The sequence below is a fragment of the Pseudomonas sp. RIT778 genome (assembly GCF_019718735.1).
GTDB lineage: Bacteria > Pseudomonadota > Gammaproteobacteria > Pseudomonadales > Pseudomonadaceae > Aquipseudomonas > Aquipseudomonas aphyarum.
The window spans coordinates 1-20,194 of the sequence record NZ_JAIHBA010000050.1; the positions used below are offsets into that span (position 1 = coordinate 1).

Annotated in this window: 33 protein-coding genes; all 33 read right to left on the reverse strand. The window is 55.0% G+C overall.

Features of this window, described 5'->3' with window-relative positions; all coding sequences use genetic code 11:
- Positions 1 to 135 precede the first annotated feature (135 nt).
- Positions 136 to 603, reverse strand: coding sequence for a bacterioferritin (gene bfr / locus K5E37_RS27225; RefSeq protein WP_007955633.1), 468 nt, complete (start codon positions 601 to 603; stop codon positions 136 to 138).
- Positions 604 to 752: 149 nt separating this feature from the next.
- Complete coding sequence (locus K5E37_RS27230) at positions 753 to 2,207, reverse strand: catalase (RefSeq protein ID WP_007955634.1); 1,455 nt, start codon at positions 2,205 to 2,207, stop codon at positions 753 to 755.
- 238 nt (positions 2,208 to 2,445) lie between these two features.
- Positions 2,446 to 2,832 carry a 50S ribosomal protein L17 gene (rplQ, locus tag K5E37_RS27235; protein ID WP_007955635.1) on the reverse strand — a complete coding sequence of 129 codons (387 nt, stop codon included), beginning with the start codon at positions 2,830 to 2,832 and terminating at the stop codon, positions 2,446 to 2,448.
- Positions 2,833 to 2,874: 42 nt separating this feature from the next.
- On the reverse strand, positions 2,875 to 3,876 hold the full coding sequence (locus K5E37_RS27240) for a DNA-directed RNA polymerase subunit alpha (RefSeq protein WP_003186012.1): 1,002 nt from the start codon (positions 3,874 to 3,876) through the stop codon (positions 2,875 to 2,877).
- Between the two features lie 22 nt (positions 3,877 to 3,898).
- Positions 3,899 to 4,519, reverse strand: a complete 621-nt coding sequence (gene rpsD, locus K5E37_RS27245) for a 30S ribosomal protein S4 (RefSeq protein WP_003176404.1) — start codon at positions 4,517 to 4,519, stop codon at positions 3,899 to 3,901.
- A gap of 18 nt (positions 4,520 to 4,537) precedes the next feature.
- A complete protein-coding gene (gene rpsK, locus K5E37_RS27250; protein ID WP_002555466.1) occupies positions 4,538 to 4,927 on the reverse strand; it encodes a 30S ribosomal protein S11 in 390 nt (129 codons plus the stop codon).
- Between the two features lie 30 nt (positions 4,928 to 4,957).
- Positions 4,958 to 5,314, reverse strand: a complete 357-nt coding sequence (gene rpsM / locus K5E37_RS27255; RefSeq protein ID WP_009045849.1) for a 30S ribosomal protein S13 — start codon at positions 5,312 to 5,314, stop codon at positions 4,958 to 4,960.
- Between the two features lie 130 nt (positions 5,315 to 5,444).
- Positions 5,445 to 5,561 carry a 50S ribosomal protein L36 gene (gene rpmJ / locus K5E37_RS27260; RefSeq protein WP_002555468.1) on the reverse strand — a complete coding sequence of 39 codons (117 nt, stop codon included), beginning with the start codon at positions 5,559 to 5,561 and terminating at the stop codon, positions 5,445 to 5,447.
- Positions 5,562 to 5,588: 27 nt separating this feature from the next.
- The gene (gene secY, locus K5E37_RS27265) at positions 5,589 to 6,917 is read right to left on the reverse strand and encodes a preprotein translocase subunit SecY (protein ID WP_003228718.1); all 1,329 of its coding nucleotides are present in this window, start codon (positions 6,915 to 6,917) and stop codon (positions 5,589 to 5,591) included.
- Entirely contained in the window at positions 6,918 to 7,355 is a 438-nt protein-coding gene (gene rplO, locus K5E37_RS27270) for a 50S ribosomal protein L15 (protein ID WP_003228720.1), read from the reverse strand.
- Positions 7,356 to 7,358: 3 nt separating this feature from the next.
- Positions 7,359 to 7,535, reverse strand: coding sequence for a 50S ribosomal protein L30 (rpmD, locus tag K5E37_RS27275; RefSeq protein WP_003176408.1), 177 nt, complete (start codon positions 7,533 to 7,535; stop codon positions 7,359 to 7,361).
- Positions 7,536 to 7,537: 2 nt separating this feature from the next.
- Complete coding sequence (rpsE, locus tag K5E37_RS27280; RefSeq protein WP_007955637.1) at positions 7,538 to 8,038, reverse strand: 30S ribosomal protein S5; 501 nt, start codon at positions 8,036 to 8,038, stop codon at positions 7,538 to 7,540.
- Positions 8,039 to 8,041: 3 nt separating this feature from the next.
- Positions 8,042 to 8,392: a 50S ribosomal protein L18 gene (gene rplR, locus K5E37_RS27285; RefSeq protein WP_003186037.1), complete on the reverse strand. Its 351-nt coding sequence runs from the start codon at positions 8,390 to 8,392 to the stop codon at positions 8,042 to 8,044.
- 10 nt (positions 8,393 to 8,402) lie between these two features.
- Positions 8,403 to 8,936 (reverse strand): 50S ribosomal protein L6, encoded by a 534-nt coding sequence (gene rplF / locus K5E37_RS27290; RefSeq protein WP_011336170.1) that lies wholly within the window; start codon positions 8,934 to 8,936, stop codon positions 8,403 to 8,405.
- A gap of 12 nt (positions 8,937 to 8,948) precedes the next feature.
- Positions 8,949 to 9,341 carry a 30S ribosomal protein S8 gene (rpsH, locus tag K5E37_RS27295; RefSeq protein ID WP_011336171.1) on the reverse strand — a complete coding sequence of 131 codons (393 nt, stop codon included), beginning with the start codon at positions 9,339 to 9,341 and terminating at the stop codon, positions 8,949 to 8,951.
- 209 nt (positions 9,342 to 9,550) lie between these two features.
- A complete protein-coding gene (gene rpsN / locus K5E37_RS27300; protein ID WP_007955639.1) occupies positions 9,551 to 9,856 on the reverse strand; it encodes a 30S ribosomal protein S14 in 306 nt (101 codons plus the stop codon).
- A gap of 13 nt (positions 9,857 to 9,869) precedes the next feature.
- A complete protein-coding gene (rplE, locus tag K5E37_RS27305) occupies positions 9,870 to 10,409 on the reverse strand; it encodes a 50S ribosomal protein L5 (protein WP_003210069.1) in 540 nt (179 codons plus the stop codon).
- Between the two features lie 20 nt (positions 10,410 to 10,429).
- The gene (rplX, locus tag K5E37_RS27310) at positions 10,430 to 10,744 is read right to left on the reverse strand and encodes a 50S ribosomal protein L24 (RefSeq protein ID WP_003186046.1); all 315 of its coding nucleotides are present in this window, start codon (positions 10,742 to 10,744) and stop codon (positions 10,430 to 10,432) included.
- Positions 10,745 to 10,755: 11 nt separating this feature from the next.
- Entirely contained in the window at positions 10,756 to 11,124 is a 369-nt protein-coding gene (gene rplN / locus K5E37_RS27315; protein WP_002555479.1) for a 50S ribosomal protein L14, read from the reverse strand.
- A gap of 23 nt (positions 11,125 to 11,147) precedes the next feature.
- A complete protein-coding gene (rpsQ, locus tag K5E37_RS27320) occupies positions 11,148 to 11,414 on the reverse strand; it encodes a 30S ribosomal protein S17 (protein WP_003194644.1) in 267 nt (88 codons plus the stop codon).
- 2 nt (positions 11,415 to 11,416) lie between these two features.
- Positions 11,417 to 11,608, reverse strand: a complete 192-nt coding sequence (gene rpmC, locus K5E37_RS27325; protein WP_002555481.1) for a 50S ribosomal protein L29 — start codon at positions 11,606 to 11,608, stop codon at positions 11,417 to 11,419.
- Positions 11,608 to 12,021, reverse strand: a complete 414-nt coding sequence (gene rplP, locus K5E37_RS27330; protein WP_003228729.1) for a 50S ribosomal protein L16 — start codon at positions 12,019 to 12,021, stop codon at positions 11,608 to 11,610. The genes rpmC and rplP overlap by 1 nt, the downstream gene beginning before the upstream one ends.
- 12 nt (positions 12,022 to 12,033) lie before the next feature.
- A complete protein-coding gene (rpsC, locus tag K5E37_RS27335; protein WP_003176422.1) occupies positions 12,034 to 12,720 on the reverse strand; it encodes a 30S ribosomal protein S3 in 687 nt (228 codons plus the stop codon).
- A 13-nt stretch (positions 12,721 to 12,733) separates the two neighbouring features.
- Positions 12,734 to 13,066, reverse strand: a complete 333-nt coding sequence (gene rplV, locus K5E37_RS27340; RefSeq protein WP_003103908.1) for a 50S ribosomal protein L22 — start codon at positions 13,064 to 13,066, stop codon at positions 12,734 to 12,736.
- An 11-nt stretch (positions 13,067 to 13,077) separates the two neighbouring features.
- Complete coding sequence (gene rpsS / locus K5E37_RS27345; RefSeq protein ID WP_003228731.1) at positions 13,078 to 13,353, reverse strand: 30S ribosomal protein S19; 276 nt, start codon at positions 13,351 to 13,353, stop codon at positions 13,078 to 13,080.
- Positions 13,354 to 13,369: 16 nt separating this feature from the next.
- Positions 13,370 to 14,194, reverse strand: a complete 825-nt coding sequence (rplB, locus tag K5E37_RS27350; RefSeq protein ID WP_007955640.1) for a 50S ribosomal protein L2 — start codon at positions 14,192 to 14,194, stop codon at positions 13,370 to 13,372.
- A gap of 14 nt (positions 14,195 to 14,208) precedes the next feature.
- Positions 14,209 to 14,508, reverse strand: coding sequence for a 50S ribosomal protein L23 (gene rplW, locus K5E37_RS27355; protein WP_002555488.1), 300 nt, complete (start codon positions 14,506 to 14,508; stop codon positions 14,209 to 14,211).
- Positions 14,505 to 15,107, reverse strand: a complete 603-nt coding sequence (gene rplD / locus K5E37_RS27360) for a 50S ribosomal protein L4 (RefSeq protein WP_003228735.1) — start codon at positions 15,105 to 15,107, stop codon at positions 14,505 to 14,507. Before rplD ends, rplW begins: the two co-directional genes overlap by 4 nt.
- A 12-nt stretch (positions 15,108 to 15,119) precedes the next feature.
- A complete protein-coding gene (gene rplC / locus K5E37_RS27365) occupies positions 15,120 to 15,755 on the reverse strand; it encodes a 50S ribosomal protein L3 (RefSeq protein WP_221535641.1) in 636 nt (211 codons plus the stop codon).
- 80 nt (positions 15,756 to 15,835) lie between these two features.
- Positions 15,836 to 16,147 carry a 30S ribosomal protein S10 gene (gene rpsJ, locus K5E37_RS27370; protein WP_003186070.1) on the reverse strand — a complete coding sequence of 104 codons (312 nt, stop codon included), beginning with the start codon at positions 16,145 to 16,147 and terminating at the stop codon, positions 15,836 to 15,838.
- A 157-nt stretch (positions 16,148 to 16,304) separates the two neighbouring features.
- Positions 16,305 to 17,498 (reverse strand): elongation factor Tu, encoded by a 1,194-nt coding sequence (tuf, locus tag K5E37_RS27375; RefSeq protein WP_010220303.1) that lies wholly within the window; start codon positions 17,496 to 17,498, stop codon positions 16,305 to 16,307.
- A 31-nt stretch (positions 17,499 to 17,529) separates the two neighbouring features.
- A complete protein-coding gene (fusA, locus tag K5E37_RS27380) occupies positions 17,530 to 19,635 on the reverse strand; it encodes an elongation factor G (RefSeq protein ID WP_221535642.1) in 2,106 nt (701 codons plus the stop codon).
- A gap of 30 nt (positions 19,636 to 19,665) precedes the next feature.
- Positions 19,666 to 20,139, reverse strand: coding sequence for a 30S ribosomal protein S7 (gene rpsG / locus K5E37_RS27385; protein WP_007957592.1), 474 nt, complete (start codon positions 20,137 to 20,139; stop codon positions 19,666 to 19,668).
- Positions 20,140 to 20,194 lie beyond the last annotated feature (55 nt).

A 20,194-nucleotide genomic window follows, 5' to 3' on the forward strand; every position in this document is an offset into this window, starting at 1 on the left:
ATGGTGCGGGAGGCGATCTTGATCTACAACCAGGAGCGCCCGCACCTGTCCTTAAAATACAAAACGCCCGATGCGGTGCATCGGGCGTTAGGGTGAAACAGGTGTAAACCTATTTCAGGACTAGACAGGCTGCAATCAGGACGCGTGGGACTGCAGGTAGTTCTGGATACCGATCAGTTTGATCAGGCCCAACTGCTTTTCAAGCCAGTAGGTGTGATCTTCTTCGGTGTCATGCAACTGAAGCTTGAGGATATCGCGGCTCACATAGTCGCCATTCTTTTCACACAGCTCGATGCCTTTGCACAGTGCAGCACGAACCTTGTACTCAAGGCGCAGATCCGCTTCGAGCATGGTCTCTACCGTGGTACCGACATCCAGGTCATCCGGGCGCATGCGCGGAGTGCCTTCGAGCATCAGAATCCGGCGCATCAGCGCATCGGCGTGACCGGCCTCTTCTTCCATCTCGTGGTTGATTCGTTCGTAGAGCTTGGTGAATCCCCAGTCCTCATACATCCGCGAGTGAACGAAATATTGGTCACGCGCGGCCAGTTCGCCGGTCAGCAACGTGTTGAGGTAATCGATAACGTCTGGGTGGCCTTGCATCGCCCTACATCTCCCTGCTTGAAAGTCTGTAGTTTGAACCAACCTGACTGGAAGGTCACTCACTTCACGCAATAAAAGCGAAGATATTCTGAGAAAAGCAGCCTAAATAACGCAAAAACCGCCCTAATGAGGGCGGTTCTGCTTCTCGTTTAGACTTCGTTAAGCTGTACGTTGAGCAGCTTTGCGATTGCTTCTCCGTACGCCGGGTCGGCCTTGTGGAAATGCTGCAACTGACGGTCGACGACATCACTCGACACACCCGCCATCGCGCCGGCAATGTTGCTGACCAACAACGCTTTCTGTTCGTCGCTCATCAAGCGGAACAGCGCACCGGCGTGGCTGTAGTAGTCGGTGTCTTCGCGGTGATCGTAGCGATCAGCCGCGCCGCTCAGGGCCAGCGCAGGCTCGGCATAATGTGGCGCTTGTTTCGGCGACTCTACGTAGCTGTTCGGCTCGTAGTTAGGCGCTGCACCACCATTGCTGCCAAAAGCCATCGAACCATCACGCTGGTAAGTATTCACCGGGCTGCGCGGAGCATTCACTGGCAGCTGTTGGTGGTTGGTGCCTACACGGTAGCGGTGGGCATCGGCGTATGCGAAGACACGACCTTGCAGCATGCGATCCGGTGACAGACCTACGCCAGGCACCATGTTGCTTGGACCGAACGCAGCTTGCTCGACTTCCGCAAAATAGTTGAGCGGATTACGGTTCAGTTCCAGCTCACCCACTTCAATCAGCGGGAACTCCTTCTGCGACCAGGTTTTGGTCACGTCGAACGGGTTCTCGTAGTGAGCAGCAGCCTGGGCCTCGGTCATGATCTGGATGCACACGCTCCATTTCGGGAAGTCACCACGCTCGATGGCTTCGAACAGATCACGCTGGGCGTAATCGGGATCTGTGCCCGCCAGACGTGCCGCGTCTGCCGGCGCGAGGTTCTTGATCCCTTGCTTGGTCTTGTAGTGCCACTTCACCCAGTGACGCTCGCCTTGAGCGCTGATCAGGCTGTAGGTGTGGCTGCCAAAACCGTGCATGTGGCGATAGCCGTCCGGGATACCCCGATCAGAAAACAGAATGGTGACCTGGTGCAGCGCTTCAGGCGAATGCGACCAGAAGTCCCACATCATCTGCGCACTTTTCAGGTTGCTCTGCGGCAGGCGTTTCTGGGTGTGGATAAAGTCAGGAAATTTCAGCGGATCGCGAATGAAGAACACCGGCGTGTTGTTGCCGACGATGTCCCAGTTGCCTTCTTCGGTGTAGAACTTGAGGGCGAAGCCACGCGGATCGCGCTCGGTGTCGGCCGAGCCACGCTCACCACCGACCGTTGAAAAACGCAGGAAGGTCGGCGTCTGTTTGCCGACAGCAGAGAACAGCTTGGCGCTGGTGTACTGCGTAATGTCGCGAGTGACCGTGAAAGTGCCATATGCGCCCGAACCCTTGGCGTGTACACGACGCTCGGGAATGTTTTCCCGGTTGAAGTGAGCAAGCTTCTCGATCAGGTGGAAATCATCGAGCAGCAACGGACCACGAGGGCCGGCGGAGCGAGAGTTCTGGTTATCAGCGACAGGTGCGCCACTGGCGGTCGTAAGCGTCTTGTTCTGGCTCATGCGATCTTCATCCTCTATCGGTCTTGAACTGCCGGCTAATCGGCTTGTTGGGGAGTATCGATCATCAATATGACAGCCACAAATTCATTAACTTATGGTCATCAATAGAGAAAAACTAACACCAAATCCCCGCACATAGTGCAGACCCAAACAGGGTAGAAGCTTGTACGAACCGCGCATTTCTTACAGGCACAAAAAACCGGGCACTAGGCCCGGTTCCTTGTTTCAGACTGATGTCTTACTCAGCGGATACAGCTTCACCGCCGACAGCACGATCAACCAGTTCGACGTACGCCATAGGCGCGTTGTCGCCAGCGCGGAAACCGCACTTGAGGATGCGCAGGTAGCCACCCTCACGGGTAGCGTAACGCTTGCCCAGGTCGTTGAAGAGCTTACCAACGATAGCTTTCGAACGAGTACGGTCGAAAGCCAGACGACGGTTAGCAACGCTGTCTGTCTTGGCCAGAGTGATCAGCGGCTCGGCAACGCGGCGCAGTTCTTTGGCTTTTGGCAGAGTAGTTTTGATCAGCTCGTGCTCGAACAGCGACACCGCCATGTTCTGGAACATGGCCTTGCGGTGCGAGCTGGTGCGGCTCAGGTGACGCCCACTTTTACGATGACGCATGGTTCATTCCTTACCAAACACTACGTTCGGTGATTACGACGATCAGGCAGTCGCCTTGTCGTCCTTCTTAAGACTTGCAGGCGGCCAGTTGTCGAGGCGCATGCCGAGGGACAGACCGCGGGAGGCCAGAACGTCCTTGATTTCAGTCAAGGATTTCTTGCCCAGGTTCGGAGTCTTCAACAGCTCTACTTCGGTACGCTGAATCAGGTCGCCGATGTAGTAGATGTTTTCCGCCTTAAGGCAGTTAGCCGAACGTACAGTCAGTTCCAGATCGTCAACCGGGCGAAGCAGGATCGGATCGATCTCGTCTTCCTGCTCGACAACCACTGGCTCACTGTCACCTTTGAGGTCGACGAACGCAGCCAACTGCTGTTGCAGAATGGTTGCAGCGCGGCGGATAGCCTCTTCAGGATCCAGAGTACCGTTGGTTTCCAGATCAATAACCAGCTTGTCCAGGTTGGTACGCTGTTCGACACGGGCGTTTTCCACCACGTATGCGATACGGCGAACCGGGCTGAACGAAGAGTCAAGCTGCAAGCGACCGATGCTGCGGCTTTCGTCTTCATCGCTCTGACGCGAGTCTGCTGGTTCATAACCACGACCACGAGCTACGGTGAGCTTCATGTTCAGGGCGCCGTTAGACGCCAGGTTAGCGATTACGTGATCGGGATTAACGATCTCGACATCATGATCCAGCTGAATATCGGCAGCGGTAACCACCCCCGAACCCTTCTTCGACAAGGTCAGCGTAACTTCGTCACGACCGTGCAGCTTGATGGCCAGACCTTTAAGGTTCAACAGGATTTCAATTACGTCTTCCTGTACACCTTCGATGGCGCTGTACTCGTGGAGCACACCGTCAATCTCGGCCTCGACTACTGCGCAGCCGGGCATTGAGGACAACAGGATGCGGCGCAGCGCGTTGCCCAGGGTGTGGCCAAAACCACGCTCGAGAGGCTCGAGAGTGATCTTGGCGCGGGTTGGACTGACAACCTGCACATCAATGTGGCGGGGTGTCAGGAACTCATTTACCGAAATCTGCATGGATGCACCTATTTTCTAGCCCTTACTTGGAGTAGAGCTCGACAATCAGGCTTTCGTTGATGTCGGCGGACAGATCACTGCGAGCAGGAACGTTCTTGAAAACGCCCGACTTCTTCTCAGTGTCTACTTCTACCCATTCTACGCGGCCACGTTGGGCACACAGATCGAGAGCTTGGACAATGCGAAGTTGGTTTTTTGCTTTCTCGCGAACAGCAACCACGTCACCAGCACGAACCTGGTAGGACGGAACGTTTACGGTCTGACCGTTAACGCTGATCGACTTGTGCGATACCAGCTGACGGGATTCGGCACGAGTCGAACCAAAGCCCATACGGTATACAACGTTGTCCAGACGGCATTCGAGCAGTTGCAGCAGGTTTTCACCGGTTGCACCTTTCTTGCCAGCAGCTTCTTTGTAGTAGCCGCTGAACTGACGCTCGAGAACGCCGTAGATACGACGGACCTTCTGCTTTTCACGCAGTTGGGTGCCGTAGTCGGACTGGCGACCGCGGCGTTGGCCGTGGATACCAGGTGCTGCTTCAATGTTGCACTTCGATTCGATCGCGCGCACGCCGCTCTTCAGGAAGAGATCGGTGCCTTCGCGACGAGCGAGTTTGCATTTTGGACCAATGTAACGAGCCATTCTTTACAATCTCCTGGATTACACGCGGCGCTTCTTCGGCGGACGGCACCCGTTGTGCGGGATTGGCGTCACGTCGGTGATGCTGGCGATCTTGTAGCCACAGCCGTTCAAAGCGCGGACTGCGGATTCACGACCTGGACCTGGACCCTTGACGTTCACGTCGAGGTTTTTCAGGCCGTATTCCAGCGCAGCTTGACCAGCACGCTCAGCAGCTACTTGAGCAGCGAACGGGGTGGACTTGCGGGAACCGCGGAAACCCGAACCACCGGAGGTAGCCCAGGAAAGAGCGTTACCTTGACGGTCGGTGATGGTCACGATGGTGTTGTTAAAAGAAGCATGGATGTGGGCGATGCCATCAACCACTGTCTTTTTAACTTTTTTACGAGGACGAGCAGCAGGTTTTGCCATGATTAAATTCCTGTCGATTCGCTGGGGCGATTACTTGCGGATCGGCTTACGCGGACCTTTACGGGTACGCGCGTTGGTCTTGGTACGCTGACCGCGTACTGGCAGACCACGACGATGACGCAGACCGCGATAGCAACCGAGGTCCATCAAGCGCTTGATTTTCATGTTGATTTCGCGACGCAGGTCACCTTCAGTGGTGAACTTCGCCACTTCGCCACGCAGCTGTTCAATCTGCTCGTCGCTCAGATCCTTGATCTTTGCGGCTGGGTTTACCCCAGTCTCTGCACAGATCTTCTGTGCAGTAGTGCGACCAACACCATAGATGTAGGTCAGCGAGATAACAGTATGCTTGTTATCTGGAATGTTAACGCCTGCAATACGGGCCATTCAGTGGGACTCCAATTGACAGCTACCTACGCCCCGGAAGCCAAGAAATAGGGCGCGAGATAATATCGCTGTAATAACAAATAATCAACCCGGTAGCGCACTAGCTACCGGGCTTGAAGCACAATCACACTCAGCCTTGGCGCTGTTTGTGACGCGGTTCCGCGCTGCAAATTACTCGAACAACACCTTCGCGGCGAATAATCTTGCAGTTACGGCACAGCTTTTTCACCGATGCACGAACTTTCATCACCAACTCCTCGAACCTTATGGGTACTCAGCGCAACATGCCGCTGCCGTAACCCTTCAGGTTGGCTTTCTTCATCAGGGATTCGTACTGGTGCGAAACGAGGTGCGATTGTACTTGGGACATGAAGTCCATCACAACCACGACCACGATCAGCAACGAGGTCCCGCCAAGGTAGAACGGAACGTTTGCTGCAACCACCAGGAACTGGGGCAACAAGCACACGGCCGTCATGTAAAGAGCACCGAACATGGTCAAGCGAGTCAAAACGCCATCAATATAGCGTGCGGACTGCTCACCTGGACGGATGCCCGGAATAAAGGCACCGGACTTCTTCAGGTTTTCCGCTACGTCTTTCGGATTGAACATCAACGCCGTATAGAAGAAGCAGAAGAAAATAATCCCTGCACTAAACAGCAGAATATTCAACGGCTGACCAGGAGCGATCGACTGCGAGATGTCCTGCAACCAGCCCATACCTTCAGACTGACCAAACCAGGCACCCAACGAAGCCGGGAACAGCAAAATGCTGCTCGCGAAAATAGCCGGAATAACACCGGCCATGTTCACCTTCAGCGGCAAGTGGCTTGTCTGCGCAGCAAAAACCTTGCGGCCCTGCTGACGCTTGGCGTAGTGAACAGCGATACGACGCTGACCACGCTCAATGAACACCACGAAACCGATAATCGCTACTGCCAGCAAACCGATGGCAACCAAAGCGAAGATGTTGATATCGCCCTGACGCGCAGACTCGAAAGACTGCCCGATTGCTCTCGGAAGACCGGCGACGATACCCGAAAAAATCAACATCGAGATACCGTTGCCTACACCACGCTCAGTAATCTGCTCACCCAGCCACATCATGAACATCGCGCCAGCCACAAACGTGGAGACCGCGACGAAATGGAAGCCAAAGTCACCAGTGAACGCAACGCCCTGCCCCGCCAGACCAATGGACATGCCAATGGCCTGAACGAGAGCGAGGACGACGGTGCCGTAGCGGGTGTACTGGCTGATCTTGCGACGGCCAGCTTCACCTTCCTTCTTCAACTGCTCCAGCTGCGGGCTGACGGCGGTCATCAGCTGCATGATGATCGATGCCGAAATGTACGGCATGATCCCCAGTGCAAAGATGCTCATCCGTTCCAGCGCGCCGCCGGAAAACATGTTGAACAAGCTAAGAATGGTCCCCTCATTCTGTCGAAACAGGTCTGCGAGTCGGTCCGGGTTGATACCTGGAACCGGGATGTGTGCGCCTATTCGGTAGACGATAATCGCCAGGAACAGAAAACGCAGACGAGCCCAAAGTTCAGACATACCGCCTTTGCCGAGCGCAGAGAGAGCACCTTGCTTAGCCATTTATTCCTCGAACTTGCCGCCAGCTGCTTCGATAGCCGCACGCGCACCTTTGGTGGCGCCGATTCCCTTGCCGATAGTGACAGCGCGAGTCACTTCACCGGACAGCATGATTTTCACACGCTGTACGTTGACGTTGATCACGTTGGCATCTTTCAGGGACTGCACGGTGACGATGTCGCCTTCCACTTTAGCCAGCTCGGACAGACGCACTTCTGCGCGATCCATGGCTTTCAGGGAAACGAAACCGAACTTCGGCAGGCGACGATGCAGCGGCTGTTGACCGCCTTCAAAGCCTGGAGCAATGGTGCCACCGGAGCGGGAAGTCTGACCTTTGTGACCACGGCCACCAGTCTTACCCAAACCACTACCGATACCACGGCCCGGACGATGCTTTTCGCGACGGGAACCCGGCGCTGGACTCAGATCATTGAGTTTCATCGATTAACCCTCGACACGCAGCATGTAGTAAGCCTTGTTGATCATCCCGCGATTCTCGGGAGTATCCTGGACTTCTACAGTGTGACCGATGCGACGCAGACCCAGACCCTTAACGCACAGTTTGTGGTTAGGGATGCGGCCGGTCATGCTTTTGATCAGCGTAACTTTAACGGTAGCCATGATTACTTGATCTCCTCAACACGCAGGCCACGTTTGGCTGCAATGGATTCAGGAGACTGCATGGCCTTCAGACCCTTGAAAGTGGCGTGAACCACGTTTACAGGGTTAGTCGAGCCGTAGCACTTGGCCAGAACGTTCTGAACGCCAGCAACTTCGAGGACAGCACGCATAGCGCCGCCAGCGATGATACCGGTACCTTCAGAAGCAGGCTGCATGTACACCTTCGAAGCGCCATGGGCAGACTTCATTGCGTACTGCAGAGTGGTGCCGTTCAGATCAACCTGGATCATGTTGCGGCGAGCAGCTTCCATTGCCTTCTGGATCGCAGCAGGCACTTCACGCGACTTGCCACGGCCGAAGCCAACACGCCCTTTACCATCACCAACCACGGTCAACGCGGTGAAAGTGAAGATACGGCCGCCTTTAACGGTTTTGGCTACGCGGTTAACTTGAACCAGCTTCTCGATGTAGCCTTCGTCGCGCTTTTGGTCGTTATTTGACATAACTTAGAACTCCAGCCCAGCTTCACGAGCAGCATCAGCCAGCGCTTTAACGCGGCCGTGGTACTTGAAGCCAGAGCGGTCGAAAGCCACCTGCGAGACGCCAGCGGCCTTAGCACGCGTAGCGACCAGCTGGCCAACCTTAGTGGCCGCGTCGATGTTGCCAGTGGCGCCATCACGCAGTTCTTTATCCAAAGTCGAGGCGCTTGCCAGGACTTTGTTGCCGTCGGCCGAAATGACCTGGGCGTAGATGTGCTGCGAAGAGCGAAACACGCAGAGACGCACGACTTCGAGTTCGTGCATTTTCAGGCGTGCTTTGCGAGCGCGACGCAGTCGAGTAACTTTTTTGTCGGTCATTTGCTATGCCCTACTTCTTCTTGGCTTCTTTACGACGGACGACTTCGTCCGCGTAGCGCACACCTTTGCCTTTGTACGGCTCTGGTGGACGGAAGTCGCGGATCTCGGCGGCCACTTGACCTACCAGCTGCTTGTCGATGCCCTTGATCAGGATATCGGTCTGGCTAGGAGTCTCAGCGGTGATGCCTTCCGGCAGTTCGTAATCCACTGGGTGCGAGAAGCCAAGAGCCAGGTTCAGCACCTGACCTTTTGCTTGCGCTTTGTAACCAACACCGACCAGCTGGAGCTTACGCTCGAAGCCTTGGCTTACGCCCTGGACCATGTTGTTTACCAACGCACGAGTGGTACCGGCCATTGCGCGAGTCTGTTGATCGCCATTGCGAGCAGCAAAACGCAGCTCACCGGCTTCTTCAACGACTTCAACGGACGAATGGACGTTCAGTTCAAGAGTACCCTTGGCACCCTTCACCGAAAGCTGTTGGCCTGCGAATTTTACTTCGACACCGGCTGGCAGCTTAACGGGGTTCTTAGCGACGCGAGACATGCTTATCCCCCCTTAGAACACAGTGCAAAGAACTTCGCCGCCGACACCGGCAGCGCGCGCAGCACGATCAGTCATCACACCTTTGTTGGTGGAGACGATAGACACACCGAGACCGCCACGTACTTTTGGCAGCTCTTCGACGGACTTGTACTGACGCAGGCCTGGACGGCTAACGCGCTTCACTTCCTCGATGACCGGACGGCCTTCGAAGTATTTCAGCTCGATGGACAGCAGTGGTTTGGTTTCGCTGCTGATCTGATAACCCGCGATGTAACCTTCGTCCTTCAGGACTTTTGCTACAGCCACCTTCAACGTGGAAGACGGCATGCTTACGACGGACTTTTCAGCCATCTGGGCATTACGGATTCGAGTTAGCATGTCCGCTAACGGGTCCTGCATACTCATGGGCTAGACGCTCCTAATACAGAAAAATTAGCCTTGCGGCTACTACTTGTCGCCGAGAAATTCCGGGTATAAAAAACACGGGCTCAGGCGAGCCGGTCATTCTAGACATACCCCAGAAATGAATCAAGCCCCAAAAGGGGCTTGATTCAAGTTCAAGGCCACCGATGGTCAGGTTCTTTCGACCCCGACCATCAAGGCTTTGACAGCAATTACCAGCTGGCTTTAACCAGACCTGGAACGTCACCACGCATTGCCGCTTCACGCAGTTTGTTACGGCCGAGGCCGAACTTGCGGTAAACGCCGTGCGGACGACCAGTCAGGCGGCAACGGTTACGCATGCGCGAAGCGCTTGCGTCACGTGGTTGCTTCTGCAGAGCTACGGTAGCTTCCCAACGCGCTTCTGGACTTGCGTTCAGATCAACGATGATAGCTTTCAGCGCTGCACGCTTGACGGCGTACTTGGCAACGGTGAGCTGACGCTTCAGCTCACGGTTTTTCATGCTCTTCTTGGCCATTTTCCTACTCCAATCAGTTGCGGAACGGGAATTTGAAAGCACGCAGCAGAGCGCGGCCTTCATCATCGTTCTTGGCAGTGGTGGTCAGGGTAATGTCCAGACCGCGGAGAGCATCGATCTTGTCGTAGTCGATTTCCGGGAAAATGATCTGCTCTTTCACGCCCATGCTGTAGTTGCCACGACCATCGAAGGACTTGGCATTCAGGCCGCGGAAGTCGCGAACCCGAGGCAGGGAGATCGACAGCAGACGATCCAGGAACTCGTACATACGCTCACGGCGCAGGGTCACTTTGACGCCGATCGGCCAACCTTCACGGACTTTAAAGCCAGCGATGGATTTGCGAGCGTAGGTCACAACGACTTTCTGGCCGGTGATCTTTTCCAGGTCAGCAACAGCGTGCTCGATGACTTTTTTGTCGCCGATCGCTTCGCCCAGACCCATGTTCAGGGTGATTTTGGTAACGCGCGGAACTTCCATCACGTTCGAAAGCTTAAGTTCTTCCTTAAGTTTCGGAGCGATTTCCTTCCGGTAAATCTCTTTTAGTCGTGCCATGGTCTTCTACCTAGCAGTGTTCAAGCATCAACCGCTTTTTGGGTCGACTTGAAGACACGAATTTTCTTACCGTCTTCTACTTTGAAACCAACGCGGTCAGCCTTGTTGGTTTCGCCGTTGAAGATGGCGACGTTGGAAGCGTGCAGTGGCGCTTCTTTCTCGACGATACCGCCCTGTACGCCCGACATCGGGTTAGGCTTGGTATGACGCTTGACCAGGTTCAGACCACCAACAACCAGACGGTTGTCAGCAAGAACCTTCAGCACCTTACCGCGCTTACCTTTGTCTTTGCCGGCGATCACGATGATCTCGTCGTCACGACGAATCTTTTGCATGTCGGATCTCCTTACAGCACTTCTGGGGCGAGCGAGACGATCTTCATGAACTTCTCAGTACGAAGTTCACGGGTCACTGGCCCAAAGATACGGGTGCCGATCGGCTCTTGCTTGTTGTTCAGAAGAACAGCAGCGTTGCCATCAAAGCGGATAATGGAGCCATCAGCACGACGTACGCCGTGACGAGTGCGGACTACAACAGCAGTCATCACTTGGCCTTTTTTCACCTTACCGCGAGGAATTGCTTCCTTCACGGTAACTTTGATGATGTCACCGATACCAGCGTAACGACGATGGGAGCCACCCAGCACCTTGATGCACATAACGCGGCGAGCGCCGCTGTTATCGGCCACATCGAGCATGGATTGAGTCTGAATCATATAATTTCTCCGACCCCTAGCCCTTAGACTTCCACAGCGCGTTCGAGAACATCAACCAGCGCCCAAGACTTGGTCTTGGCCATCGGACGAGTTTCACGAATAGTGACTTTGTCGCCGATGTGGCACTGATTGGTTTCGTCGTGCGCGTGCAGCTTAGTCGAACGCTTAACGTATTTACCGTAGATCGGGTGCTTAACGCGACGCTCGATCAGAACGGTGATGGTTTTGTCCATCTTGTCGCTGACAACACGGCCAGTCAGCGTACGGACAGTTTTTTCGGCTTCAGCCATGATCACTTACCTGCCTGCTGGTTGAGCACAGTCTTCACGCGAGCGATGTCACGCTTAACTTGCGAGAGCAGATGAGACTGCCCCAACTGGCCAGTTGCTTTCTGCATGCGCAGATTGAACTGGTCGCGCAGCAAGCCGAGCAGTTGCTCGTTCAGCTGCTGTGCGGATTTTTCACGAAGTTCATTCGCTTTCATCACATCACCGTCCGTTTAACAAAGGAGGTGGCGAGCGGCAGCTTTGCAGCAGCCAGGGCGAAAGCCTCACGCGCCAGCTCTTCAGAAACACCCTCGATTTCATACAGGACTTTGCCTGGCTGAATCTGGGCAACCCAGTACTCCACGTTACCCTTACCTTTACCCATACGAACCTCGAGAGGCTTCTTGGAGATCGGCTTGTCCGGGAATACACGGATCCAGATCTTGCCGCCACGTTTTACGTGACGGGTCAGAGCGCGACGCGCTGACTCGATCTGACGAGCGGTGAGACGACCACGAGCTACAGACTTCAGCGCGAACTCGCCGAAGCTGACTTTGCTACCGCGCAGTGCCAGACCACGGTTGTGGCCGGTCATCTGCTTGCGGAACTTCGTACGCTTAGGTTGCAACATTTGGCGTACCCCTTACTTAGCAGCTTTTTTACGAGGCGCTGGTGCTTGTGGCTTCAGCTCTTCTTGGCGACCACCAATTACTTCGCCTTTGAAGATCCAAACCTTTACACCGATCACACCGTAAGTGGTGTGAGCTTCGTAGTTGGCATAGTCGATGTCGGCACGCAGGGTGTGCAGTGGCACACGACCTTCGCGATACCATTCAGTACGTGCGATTTCAGCACCGCCGAGACGACCGCTCACTTGGATTTTGATGCCTTTGGCACCAATGCGCATGGCGTTCTGTACAGCGCGCTTCATGGCGCGACGGAACATTACACGACGCTCCAGCTGCTGAGCTACGCTCTGCGCAACCAGCATACCGTCGAGTTCCGGCTTGCGGATCTCTTCGATATTGATGTGCACAGGCACACCCATTTGCTTGGTCAGGTCCTGACGCAGTTTCTCAACATCTTCACCTTTCTTCCCGATAACGATACCTGGACGAGCGGTGTGGATGGTGATGCGTGCAGTTTGGGCCGGACGATGGATATCGATACGGCTTACGGACGCGCTTTTTAGTTTGTCTTGGAGGTATTCACGCACCTTCAGATCAGCGAACAAGTAGTCCGCATAAGTCCGACCGTCTGCGTACCAGACGGAGGTGTGCTCCTTGACGATTCCCAGGCGAATGCCAATGGGATGTACTTTCTGACCCATCTCTTCGACTCCGTTACTTGTCAGCAACCTTGACAGTGATATGGCAAGACCGCTTGACGATGCGATCAGCACGGCCTTTGGCACGTGGCATGATGCGCTTCAGCGAACGCCCTTCGTTGACGAAAACGGTGCTGACCTTCAGGTCATCAACGTCTGCGCCTTCGTTATGCTCGGCGTTGGCTACGGCCGACTCCAGCACTTTTTTCATGATCTCGGCGGCTTTCTTACTGCTGAAAGCCAACAGGTTGAGCGCTTCGCCCACCTTCTTCCCGCGGATCTGGTCGGCGACCAAGCGGGCTTTCTGGGCGGAGATTCGAGCGCCCGACAACTTAGCGGCTACTTCCATTTCCTTACCCCTTAACGCTTGGCTTTCTTGTCTGCCACGTGCCCGCGATAAGTGCGGGTACCGGCGAACTCGCCCAGTTTGTGGCCGACCATGTCTTCGTTTACGAGAACTGGGACGTGCTGACGACCGTTGTGTACAGCGATGGTCAAACCGACCATTTGTGGCAGGATCATCGAACGACGCGACCAAGTCTTAATTGGTTTGCGATCGTTCTTTTCCGCCGCCACTTCGATCTTCTTCAGTAGGTGAAGATCAATAAAAGGACCTTTTTTCAGAGAACGTGGCACTGTCGTATCCCTCTATTTACTTGCGACGACGGACGATCATTTTGTCGGTACGCTTATTACCACGAGTCTTCGCGCCCTTAGTCGGGAAGCCCCATGGCGATACCGGATGACGACCACCAGAGGTACGACCTTCACCACCACCATGTGGGTGGTCAACCGGGTTCATGGCAACACCACGAACGGTTGGGCGAACGCCACGCCAGCGCTTGGCACCAGCTTTACCCAGCGAACGCAGGCTGTGCTCGGAGTTCGAGACTTCGCCCAGGGTCGCACGGCACTCAGCCAGTACTTTACGCATTTCACCGGAACGCAGACGCAGGGTCACGTAAACGCCTTCACGAGCGATCAGCTGAGCCGAAGCACCAGCGGAACGAGCGATCTGTGCGCCTTTACCTGGCTTCAGTTCGATGCCGTGTACGGTAGAACCGACTGGAATGTTGCGCAGTTGCAGAGCGTTACCTGGCTTGATTGGAGCCAGGGCACCTGCGATCAGCGTGTCGCCAGCACTCACGCCTTTAGGGGCGATGATGTAGCGGCGCTCGCCGTCTGCGTAGCAGAGCAGTGCGATGTGAGCAGTACGGTTTGGATCGTATTCGATACGCTCGACAGTGGCGACGATGCCATCTTTGTCGTTGCGACGGAAATCGACCATACGGTAATGCTGCTTATGGCCACCACCGATGTGACGAGTGGTAATACGGCCATTGTTGTTACGACCACCAGACTTCGATTTTTTCTCGAGCAGCGGTGCGTGAGGAGCGCCTTTATGCAGCTCCTGGTTGACCACCTTGACCACAAAACGGCGGCCAGGGGAAGTCGGTTTGCATTTAACGATTGCCATGATGCACCCCTTCCTTACTCAGCACTGCTGCTGAAATCGAGATCTTGGCCTGGCTGAAGGGAGATAACTGCCTTCTTCCAGTCATTACGCTTGCCCAGACCGCGAGCGGTGCGCTTGCTCTTACCCAGAACGTTCAGGGTAGTAACACGCTCAACTTTCACGCTGAACAGGCTTTCGACGGCCTTCTTGATTTCCAGCTTGGTTGCGTCAGTAGCAACCTTGAAAACGAACTGGCCTTTCTTGTCTGCCAGAACCGTAGCCTTCTCGGAAACGTGCGGGCCAAGCAGAACTTTAAATACGCGTTCCTGGTTCATCCCAGCAGCTCCTCGAATTTCTTCACGGCCGACACGGTGATCAACACCTTGTCGTATGCGATCAGACTAACTGGATCGGAACCTTGCACGTCACGTACATCTACGTGTGGCAGGTTGCGAGCAGCCAGGTACAGGTTCTGATCAACAGCGTCCGACACGATCAGAACGTCGGTCAGGCTCATGTTGTTCAGTTTGCCCAGCAGGTCTTTGGTTTTCGGAGTTTCAACTGCGAAATCCTGAACCACGACCAGACGATCAGTACGCACCAGCTCAGCAAGGATGGAACGCATTGCTGCGCGATACATCTTCTTGTTCAGCTTCTGGGAGTGATCCTGTGGACGAGCTGCGAAAGTGGTGCCGCCGCCGCGCCAGATTGGGCTACGGATAGTACCGGCACGAGCACGGCCAGTACCTTTCTGACGCCATGGGCGCTTACCGCCACCACGAACGTCGGAACGGGTCTTTTGCTGCTTGCTACCTTGACGGCCGCCGGCCATGTAGGCCACGACTGCTTGGTGAACCAGCGTCTCGTTGAATTCGCCGCCAAATGTCAGTTCGGAAACTTCGATCGCTTGAGCGTCATTTACATTTAATTGCATGTCAGCTTCCCCTTAACCGCGAGCCTTGGCTGCTGGACGTACAACCAGGTTGCCGCCAGTAGCGCCAGGAACAGCACCCTTGACCAGCAACAGATTGCGTTCAGCGTCCACGCGCACTACTTCCAGGGACTGCACGGTCACGCGCTCAGCGCCCATATGACCGGACATTTTTTTGCCCTTGAATACACGACCAGGAGTCTGGCACTGGCCGATAGAGCCTGGGACGCGGTGGGATACGGAGTTACCGTGGGTGTTATCTTGCCCGCGGAAATTCCAACGCTTGATCGTACCCTGGAAGCCTTTACCTTTGGACTGACCGGTTACATCAACCAGTTGACCAGCAGCGAAGATTTCAGCGTTGATCAGATCGCCGGCCTGGTACTCGCCTTCTTCAAGGCGGAATTCCATTACGGTACGACCAGCGGCAACGTTCGCCTTGGCGAAGTGGCCAGCCTGAGCAGCTGTTACACGGGAAGCACGACGCTCGCCGACAGTGACTTGCACTGCAAGATAGCCATCGGTTTCTTCAGTTTTGAACTGGGTGACGCGATTCGGCTCGATCTCAATGACCGTGACCGGAATGGAGACACCTTCTTCGGTGAAAATACGGGTCATACCCGCTTTACGACCGACTACACCAATAGTCATGTTGTAAACCTCATGAGTGTACGGGGCTTTCACCCGCTATGGCCGCCCATTTCAGAGCGTTACACGACCAAGACCGAGTCTTAGCCGAGGCTGATCTGCACTTCCACACCGGCCGCAAGATCAAGCTTCATAAGTGCATCAACGGTTTTATCCGTTGGCTGGACGATGTCCAGAACGCGCTTATGAGTGCGGATCTCGTACTGGTCACGCGCGTCTTTGTTGACGTGCGGGGAAACCAGAACGGTGAACCGCTCTTTACGGGTAGGCAGTGGAATTGGACCACGCACTTGAGCACCAGTACGTTTCGCGGTTTCCACGATTTCCTGGGTTGATTGGTCGATCAGGCGATGGTCAAAAGCCTTCAACCTGATACGGATTTGCTGATTTTGCATTGGATTTCAGACTCCGGCTGCTATTCCCACCGGGCGCAATACGCCCGTTAAAAGGAGGCGCAATTCTATAGACGCCCCAGATAGGTGTCAACCCAATAAAAAAGCCCCCGCTAAGCGGGGGCTTTTTCAACTCATCAAAGCTGACTCAATAAAGAGATCACTCGATGATTTTAGCTACGACGCCAGCACCAACGGTACGGCCGCCTTCACGGATTGCGAAACGCAGACCGTCTTCCATCGCGATGGTTTTGATCAGGGTAACAGTCATCTGAATGTTGTCACCTGGCATTACCATTTCAACGCCTTCTGGCAGCTCGCAGTTACCAGTCACGTCAGTAGTACGGAAGTAGAACTGTGGACGGTAGCCTTTGAAGAACGGAGTGTGACGGCCGCCTTCTTCCTTGCTCAGAACGTAAACTTCTGCGGTGAACTTGGTGTGCGGCTTAACCGAACCCGGCTTAACCAGAACCTGACCACGCTCAACGTCGTCACGCTTGGTGCCACGCAGCAGAACGCCGCAGTTCTCGCCAGCACGACCTTCGTCCAGCAGCTTGCGGAACATCTCAACACCGGTGCAGGTGGTGGTGGTGGTGTCACGCAGACCAACGATTTCCAGGGCGTCTTGAACGCGAACGATACCGCGCTCGATACGACCAGTCACAACAGTACCGCGACCCGAGATCGAGAACACGTCTTCGATTGGCATCAGGAAAGGCTTGTCGATAGCACGCTCTGGCTCTGGGATGTAGCTGTCCAGAGTTTCCACCAGCTTCTTGACAGCGGTGGTGCCCATTTCGTTGTCGTCTTTGCCTTCCAGCGCCATACGAGCCGAACCGATGATGATCGGAGTGTCGTCGCCTGGGAAGTCGTAGGTGGACAGCAGGTCGCGAACTTCCATCTCAACCAGTTCCAGCAGCTCAGCGTCATCTACCAGGTCAGCCTTGTTCAGGAAAACCACGATGTACGGAACGCCTACCTGACGGGACAGCAGGATGTGCTCACGGGTTTGCGGCATCGGACCATCAGCGGCCGAGCAAACCAGGATCGCGCCGTCCATCTGCGCAGCACCAGTGATCATGTTCTTCACGTAGTCAGCGTGACCTGGGCAGTCAACGTGAGCGTAGTGACGAATGTTCGAGTTGTACTCAACGTGCGCGGTGTTGATGGTGATACCGCGAGCTTTTTCTTCTGGAGCGCTGTCGATCTTGTCGAATTCAACTACGGCCGAACCGAAAACTTCGGAGCAGACGCGAGTCAGAGCAGCGGTCAGAGTGGTTTTACCGTGGTCAACGTGGCCGATGGTGCCAACGTTTACGTGCGGTAGGGAACGATCAAATTTTTCTTTAGCCACGACAATTAACTCCTAGCCTAAAGGGGCTGAATCAGCCTTGTTTTTTGGTAACGGATTCGACGATGTGCGACGGAGCCGTATCGTATTTTTTGAATTCCATAGAGTAGCTTGCGCGACCCTGGGACATGGAACGAACGTCGGTCGCATAACCGAACATCTCACCCAGTGGAACTTCGGCACGGATAACCTTGCCGGACACTGTGTCTTCCATACCCTGGATCATGCCGCGACGACGGTTAAGGTCGCCCATCACATCACCCATATAGTCTTCAGGCGTAACAACCTCTACCGCCATGATCGGCTCGAGCAACTCACCACCACCCTTCTGGGCCAGTTGCTTGGTCGCCATGGAAGCAGCCACTTTAAACGCCATCTCGTTGGAGTCGACGTCGTGGTAAGAACCATCGAACACGGTAGCCTTCAGGCCGATCAGCGGATAGCCGGCAACAACGCCGTTCTTCATCTGCTCTTCGATACCCTTCTGGATAGCCGGGATGTATTCCTTAGGAACCACACCACCCACTACTTCGTTCAGGAATTGCAGACCTTCCTGACCTTCGTCAGCAGGAGCAAAGCGAATCCAGCAGTGACCGAACTGGCCACGACCGCCGGACTGACGAACGAACTTGCCTTCGATTTCGCAGTTCTTCGTGATGCGCTCACGGTACGAAACCTGCGGCTTGCCGATGTTGGCTTCGACGTTGAACTCACGGCGCATCCGGTCAACCAGGATGTCCAGGTGCAGCTCGCCCATGCCGGAGATGATCGTTTGACCAGTCTCTTCATCAGTTTTAACGCGGAAAGACGGGTCTTCCTGAGCAAGTTTGCCCAGAGCGATACCCATTTTTTCCTGGTCATCCTTGGTCTTAGGCTCTACGGCAACCGAAATAACCGGCTCCGGGAAGTCCATGCGAACCAGGATGATTGGCTTGTCAGCGTTGCAGAGGGTTTCACCAGTGGTGACGTCCTTCATGCCGATCAGGGCCGCGATGTCGCCAGCGCGTACTTCCTTGATCTCTTCACGGGCGTTTGCGTGCATTTGCACCATACGACCCACGCGCTCTTTTTTGCCTTTAACCGAGTTGATCACGCCGTCGCCGGAGTTCAACACGCCCGAGTAAACGCGGACGAAGGTCAAGGTACCCACGAATGGGTCGGTAGCGATCTTGAACGCCAGGGCCGCGAACGGCTCGTCGTCGCTTGCATGACGCTCCATCTCTTCTTCCTCGTTATCAGGGTTGGAACCCTTGATAGCAGGAATGTCGGTCGGAGCAGGCAGGAAGTCGATAACGGCGTCGAGAACCAGGGGAACGCCCTTGTTCTTGAACGAAGAACCGCAAACAGCCAGAACGATTTCGCCGGCGATAGTACGTGCACGCAAAGCAGCCTTGATCTCTTCGATCGAAAGATCTTCACCTTCCAGGTACTTGTTCATCAGGTCTTCGTTGGCTTCGGCGGCGGCTTCAACCATGTTGTTGCGCCACTCTTCAGCCAGCTCGAGCATGTCCGCAGGGATTTCCTTGCGAACCGGAACCATACCCTTGTCAGAGTCGTTCCAGTAGACAGCTTGCATGTTGATCAGGTCGATCTGGCCCTGGAAGTTGTCTTCCGAACCGATAGCCAGCTGGATCGGCACCGGAGTGTGACCCAGACGCTGTTTGATCTGACCGATCACGCGCAGGAAGTTGGCACCAGCACGGTCCATCTTGTTTACGTAAACAAGACGTGGAACGCCGTATTTGTTGGCCTGACGCCATACGGTTTCCGACTGAGGCTCAACACCCGAAGTACCGCAGAACACAACGACAGCGCCGTCGAGTACGCGCAGGGAACGTTCTACTTCAATGGTGAAGTCTACGTGGCCCGGGGTATCGATTACGTTGAAGCGATGCTCGTGTGGGTACTGCTTCTCGGAACCTTTCCAGAAGGCGGTAATGGCAGCAGAAGTAATGGTAATACCACGCTCCTGCTCCTGAACCATCCAGTCTGTGGTCGCGGCGCCGTCATGCACCTCGCCCATTTTGTGACTTTTGCCAGTGTAAAAAAGGACGCGCTCGGTGGTGGTGGTTTTACCAGCATCCACGTGAGCGACGATACCGATGTTACGGTAGCGACTAATCGGAGTAGTACGAGCCATAAAGCCCTCGCAAAATTAGTGAAGCTAAAATTAGAAGCGGTAGTGCGAGAAAGCTTTGTTAGCTTCGGCCATACGGTGCACGTCTTCACGCTTCTTAACAGCAGCACCTTTACCTTCAGCAGCATCCAGCAGCTCGCCAGCCAAGCGCAGAGCCATAGACTTCTCGCCGCGCTTGCGGGCGAAGTCTACCAACCAGCGCATTGCCAGAGCGTTACGACGGGACGGACGAACCTCGACCGGAACCTGGTAAGTAGCACCACCAACGCGGCGCGACTTCACTTCGACCAGCGGAGCGATGGCGTCGAGTGCTTTTTCGAAGAGTTCCAGGGGATCGGTGCCGGTCTTGCGAGCCGCAACGGTTTCCAGGGCACCATAAACGATACGTTCGGCAACGGCTTTCTTGCCGCTTTCCATAACGTGGTTCATGAATTTGGCGAGGATTTGGCTTCCGTATTTCGGATCGTCCAGAATCTCACGCTTTGCTGCTACGCGACGTCTTGGCATTGATAAGCCCTCAAACGGTCTTCAGGTTAGCTCGGGACAGATCCAGTGGATGCGC

Coding starts and splice junctions, on each gene's coding strand:
- rplR (WP_003186037.1), bottom strand. CDS start 8,392: ATGACCGACAAAAAAGTTACTCGACTGCGTCGCGCTCGCAAAGCACGC.
- rpsK (WP_002555466.1), bottom strand. CDS start 4,927: ATGGCAAAACCTGCTGCTCGTCCTCGTAAAAAAGTTAAAAAGACAGTG.
- rpsJ (WP_003186070.1), bottom strand. CDS start 16,147: ATGCAAAATCAGCAAATCCGTATCAGGTTGAAGGCTTTTGACCATCGC.
- rplF (WP_011336170.1), bottom strand. CDS start 8,936: ATGTCTCGCGTCGCTAAGAACCCCGTTAAGCTGCCAGCCGGTGTCGAA.
- rpmC (WP_002555481.1), bottom strand. CDS start 11,608: ATGAAAGCGAATGAACTTCGTGAAAAATCCGCACAGCAGCTGAACGAG.
- K5E37_RS27230 (WP_007955634.1), bottom strand. CDS start 2,207: ATGAGCCAGAACAAGACGCTTACGACCGCCAGTGGCGCACCTGTCGCT.
- rplD (WP_003228735.1), bottom strand. CDS start 15,107: ATGCAATTAAATGTAAATGACGCTCAAGCGATCGAAGTTTCCGAACTG.
- rpsN (WP_007955639.1), bottom strand. CDS start 9,856: ATGGCCAAGAAGAGCATGAAAAACCGTGAGCTGAAGCGTCAGCTCACC.
- rplO (WP_003228720.1), bottom strand. CDS start 7,355: ATGAAACTCAATGATCTGAGTCCAGCGCCGGGTTCCCGTCGCGAAAAG.
- rpsC (WP_003176422.1), bottom strand. CDS start 12,720: ATGGGTCAGAAAGTACATCCCATTGGCATTCGCCTGGGAATCGTCAAG.
- rpsG (WP_007957592.1), bottom strand. CDS start 20,139: ATGCCAAGACGTCGCGTAGCAGCAAAGCGTGAGATTCTGGACGATCCG.
- fusA (WP_221535642.1), bottom strand. CDS start 19,635: ATGGCTCGTACTACTCCGATTAGTCGCTACCGTAACATCGGTATCGTC.
- bfr (WP_007955633.1), bottom strand. CDS start 603: ATGCAAGGCCACCCAGACGTTATCGATTACCTCAACACGTTGCTGACC.
- rplP (WP_003228729.1), bottom strand. CDS start 12,021: ATGTTGCAACCTAAGCGTACGAAGTTCCGCAAGCAGATGACCGGCCAC.
- rplC (WP_221535641.1), bottom strand. CDS start 15,755: ATGACTATTGGTGTAGTCGGTCGTAAAGCGGGTATGACCCGTATTTTC.
- secY (WP_003228718.1), bottom strand. CDS start 6,917: ATGGCTAAGCAAGGTGCTCTCTCTGCGCTCGGCAAAGGCGGTATGTCT.
- rplB (WP_007955640.1), bottom strand. CDS start 14,194: ATGGCAATCGTTAAATGCAAACCGACTTCCCCTGGCCGCCGTTTTGTG.
- rplV (WP_003103908.1), bottom strand. CDS start 13,066: ATGGAAGTAGCCGCTAAGTTGTCGGGCGCTCGAATCTCCGCCCAGAAA.
- rpmD (WP_003176408.1), bottom strand. CDS start 7,535: ATGGCTACCGTTAAAGTTACGCTGATCAAAAGCATGACCGGCCGCATC.
- rplE (WP_003210069.1), bottom strand. CDS start 10,409: ATGGCACGACTAAAAGAGATTTACCGGAAGGAAATCGCTCCGAAACTT.
- K5E37_RS27240 (WP_003186012.1), bottom strand. CDS start 3,876: ATGCAGATTTCGGTAAATGAGTTCCTGACACCCCGCCACATTGATGTG.
- rpsQ (WP_003194644.1), bottom strand. CDS start 11,414: ATGGCTGAAGCCGAAAAAACTGTCCGTACGCTGACTGGCCGTGTTGTC.
- rplQ (WP_007955635.1), bottom strand. CDS start 2,832: ATGCGTCATCGTAAAAGTGGGCGTCACCTGAGCCGCACCAGCTCGCAC.
- rplX (WP_003186046.1), bottom strand. CDS start 10,744: ATGCAAAAGATTCGTCGTGACGACGAGATCATCGTGATCGCCGGCAAA.
- rplN (WP_002555479.1), bottom strand. CDS start 11,124: ATGATTCAGACTCAATCCATGCTCGATGTGGCCGATAACAGCGGCGCT.
- rpsE (WP_007955637.1), bottom strand. CDS start 8,038: ATGTCAAATAACGACCAAAAGCGCGACGAAGGCTACATCGAGAAGCTG.
- rplW (WP_002555488.1), bottom strand. CDS start 14,508: ATGAACCAGGAACGCGTATTTAAAGTTCTGCTTGGCCCGCACGTTTCC.
- rpmJ (WP_002555468.1), bottom strand. CDS start 5,561: ATGAAAGTTCGTGCATCGGTGAAAAAGCTGTGCCGTAACTGCAAGATT.
- rpsH (WP_011336171.1), bottom strand. CDS start 9,341: ATGAGTATGCAGGACCCGTTAGCGGACATGCTAACTCGAATCCGTAAT.
- rpsD (WP_003176404.1), bottom strand. CDS start 4,519: ATGGCTCGTTACATTGGTCCAAAATGCAAACTCGCTCGTCGCGAAGGC.
- rpsM (WP_009045849.1), bottom strand. CDS start 5,314: ATGGCCCGTATTGCAGGCGTTAACATTCCAGATAACAAGCATACTGTT.